Origin of the sequence: Albidovulum sp. (assembly GCF_049646345.1) — a bacterium.
Taxonomy (GTDB): Bacteria; Pseudomonadota; Alphaproteobacteria; order Rhodobacterales; family Rhodobacteraceae; genus Albidovulum.
Genome location: NZ_JBARVQ010000268.1, coordinates 1 through 3,639 on the forward strand (window position 1 = coordinate 1; position 3,639 = coordinate 3,639).

The window sequence follows — 3,639 nt, forward strand, 5'->3', positions numbered from 1 at the left end:
AGACAGTGCTGCGCGCGGCGTAGTCGAGGAAGATCGCCGTCGGCAGCGTCTCCTGCCCCGCTTCCAGTGGCACGATCCGCGCGTCACCGTCCCGCAGGATGGCAGCGGCGGTGTTTGACGTACCGAAATCGATGCCGATTGCGGGGGACATGGGTTAACCTGCCTGAATGAATGAAGGAGCGGGCAGATATCAAAGCGTTGGGCAGTCCGCAACCCTCACACCCGTATGGAAAGGCATCAAAACCACGCGTTTGCCAAGCACGGATACACGCCGGTCAGCGGACGGGTACGATCCAAAAGCGCATGCGATGGTAAGGATCACGCCACGATCCGCAGACAATCCGCCGGTTGACGCGCCCGGCCCCGCTGCTTACGCATCAGGAAAGGCAGCAGCGGAGGCCATATGCGCGATACGAGTCATGCCCTGATCGTCATCGACGTGCAGAACGATTTTTGTCCGGGCGGTGCGCTGGCCGTCGCCGAGGGCGACGCCATCATTCCCCGGATCAACACGTTGATGGGTGAGTTTGCCGTCAAGGTCCTGACGCAGGACTGGCACCCGGCCGATCACGCCTCTTTCGCCGCGAACCACGACGGTGCCGCACCCTTCAGTCTGACCGAGATGCCTTACGGGCCGCAGGTGCTCTGGCCCACGCATTGCGTACAGGGCACCGCAGGTGCTGCCTTCCATAAGGAACTTCGGACCGATCCGGCCGACCTGATCATCCGCAAGGGCTTCCGCCCGTCCATCGACAGCTATTCGGCCTTCTTCGAGAATGATCATGAAACCCCGACCGGGCTGAAAGGCTATCTGAAAACGCGCGGGGTCACCGACCTGACGCTTGTCGGCCTCGCCACCGATTTCTGTGTCGCCTATTCGGCCATCGACGCCGCAAAACTGGGTTTTGCCGTCACCGTCCTCGAAGGCGCCTGCCGTGCCATCGATCTTGACGGGTCGCTTGCCGCCGCGCGCGATGACATGCGCGCCGCTGGCGTGCGGCTGGAGGCCTGACATGATCGATATCGCCACGCGGGTCTACAACCACAATTTCAAGATCGACCCGATCGTCCGGTCGCTGATCGACACCGACTTCTACAAGCTGCTGATGTGCCAATCGGTGCTGCGCAACAAGCCCGACACCATCGTCCGCTTCTCGCTGATCAACCGCTCCACCCGTATTCCGCTTGCCGATCTGATCGACGAAGGCGAGCTGCGCGAACAGCTCGACCATGTGCGCTCGCTCTCGCTTTCACGCGGGGAAAGCACCTGGCTGCGCGGTAATACCTTCTATGGCATGCGGCAGATGTTTTCCTCTTCCTTCATGGAATGGTTCGAGAACCTGCGGCTCCCGCCCTATGAGCTGGAGCGCAAGGGCGACCAGTACGAACTGACCTTCGAAGGCAAATGGCCCGAGGTCATGCTGTGGGAAATTCCGGCACTTGCGATCCTGATGGAACTCCGCTCGCGCGCCGTGCTGGCGACAATGGGCAAGTTCGAGCTTCAGGTCCTTTATGCCCGTGCAATGACCCGTCTTTGGGAAAAGATCGAGCGGTTGCGCGGCATCGACGGGCTGAAGATCGCCGATTTCGGATCGCGGCGGCGGCATAGCTTCCTTTGGCAGGACTGGTGCGTGCAGGCGATGATTGAAGGGTTGGGCGACGCCTTTGTCGGCACGTCGAACTGCCGCATCGCCATGCGCCGCGATATCGAGGCGATCGGTACAAATGCCCATGAACTCCCCATGGTCTATTCCGCCCTGGCTGAAACCGACGCGGAACTGGCCGAAGCGCCCTATAAGGTCCTTGCTGACTGGCACGAGGAGCATTCGGGCAACCTGCGCATCATCCTGCCCGACACCTACGGCACCGAAGGCTTCCTGAAACGCGCGCCCGACTGGCTGGCGGGCTGGACTGGCATCCGCATCGACAGCGGCGACCCCGCAACCGGGGCGGAATATGCGATCCGCTGGTGGAAAGCGAGGGGAGAGGATCCGACGCAGAAGCTGGTGATCTTTTCCGACGGGCTTGATGTCGAAAAGATTGCTGAATTGCACGCGCAATTCGCAGGTCGTGTGAAGGTGTCCTTCGGTTGGGGCACGCTGCTGACCAACGACTTCCGGGGTTTCGCGCCCGATGACGGGCTCGCGCCCTTCAGCCTTGTCTGCAAGGCAGTGTCGGCGAACGGGCAGCCGACCGTAAAGCTGTCGGACAATCCCAACAAGGCGATGGGCCCGGCCGACCAGATCGACCGCTACAAGCGGGTTTTCGGCGTCGGGCAGCAGGAAGAAATGGACGTGATCGTCTAAGGCGTTTCAGGTCAGACCGGAAACCCGGCGCGCCGGGGAGGAAGGCGCGCCGGGTTAAGAACACTCAGCGTGTGGTCACCAGTTCAACGCCCAAAGTGTTCTGTACATCCAGAAGATGGTTGTGGATCGTCACAAAGGGCGAGCCTGCAAAGAGCAACCCGACACCGTTCAGATCGAAATCCATCAAGAGGCTGCCCGAGTCGCCGCCCGCCGACATCGCCGTCGTGATGATCTGATGGCGGAAGACGGCAACGCCATCAGCACCGAAATTGACCGCCACCGTCGCATTCGTCGCCTGCACGACACCGGCGGTGACCATTGTGGTGCGTCCGACCTTCAGCACATTCATCAAGGGCAGGGCTTGACCGACCCCGGTGGGCGCCGCCGCACCGATGAACGAGGCGGTCACATTGCGCGCATCGGTCGGGCGGGCAAGTGCTGCGTCGATCAGGTTGTAGCCATTGGCGCCAAAGACGATTTCTTCGGTCCGCTCGAAGGTCGCGATGGTGTCGGACGGAAAAACACCACCATCAACCGGGCCCGGCTGCAGGATCTTGTCGCCGGGTCTCGCCTTGTTCACATCGGCCAGCACATGGTTGTTGGACAGGATCAGGATATCGCTGTCGCAATCCTTTCCGCCGCCACAGCAACAATCGTGGTGATGATGATGGTGGTCGCAGCACCGGCGAACATCGCGGACTAACGCACCAAACGTTCCCGCCGTGATGTTGTAATGGCCAATGGAATAGCCCGGCAGTGCCGGACGGACGCTGGTGTTGAAGGCCAGCGCCCGGATATCACCCACTTCGACAACATCGGTTTGCACACCGTTGATTTCAGGTGGCACCGTTGCAGATTTGGCAAGGTCGGCGGTCTTCTTCTTCTCGTTGACATAGACTGTCAGACTTGCCACGTCCTTTAGTGTCGTACCCTTCATCTTGTGCGAGCAGGCCACGCCCACGACGTTGTCCATCGCCATCAGCTCGGCCTCGTGCTTTTCCTGCACCTCAGTCACACGGGCGGTAGACTCAATGGACTGAAAGCGCTTGGCGTCAGGCTCTCCAGCTTGCTTTTTAGCGAAACCGGCCCAGTTGTCGGCAACCTTCTTGCCGGCGGTTTCCTGGGCTTTGGTCCACGGATTCATGTCTTTCGTCATAACGACCTCCTATAAAATTACCCTTCCCGAAATGGTCTGCGCATCGCCGGATCGAAAATGCGATCCGCACGGTATGATTGTGCTCAAGTACTCGGTAAGCGCTATACGACTATACCAGAATCAACCCATCAGGGCCATGATGAAGTCACATGATCCGGGCCTGCACTCTTGTTAGAC

3 protein-coding genes are annotated in these 3,639 nt (G+C 60.3%); 2 read left to right on the top strand and 1 reads right to left on the bottom strand.

Annotated features, from left to right (window positions below; all coding sequences use genetic code 11):
* The first annotated feature begins 403 nt into the window (after positions 1 to 403).
* Both pncA and pncB read left to right on the top strand, forming a co-directional pair.
* A complete protein-coding gene (gene pncA, locus WBB85_RS06405; protein ID WP_432637794.1) occupies positions 404 to 1,012 on the top strand; it encodes a bifunctional nicotinamidase/pyrazinamidase in 609 nt (202 codons plus the stop codon).
* A 1-nt stretch (position 1,013) separates the two neighbouring features.
* A complete protein-coding gene (gene pncB, locus WBB85_RS06410; RefSeq protein WP_432637795.1) occupies positions 1,014 to 2,306 on the top strand; it encodes a nicotinate phosphoribosyltransferase in 1,293 nt (430 codons plus the stop codon).
* A 64-nt stretch (positions 2,307 to 2,370) separates the two neighbouring features.
* Here pncB and WBB85_RS06415 read toward each other — a convergent pair whose 3' ends face one another.
* Positions 2,371 to 3,462 carry a hypothetical protein gene (locus WBB85_RS06415; protein WP_432637796.1) on the bottom strand — a complete coding sequence of 364 codons (1,092 nt, stop codon included), beginning with the start codon at positions 3,460 to 3,462 and terminating at the stop codon, positions 2,371 to 2,373.
* Positions 3,463 to 3,639: the final 177 nt, after the last annotated feature.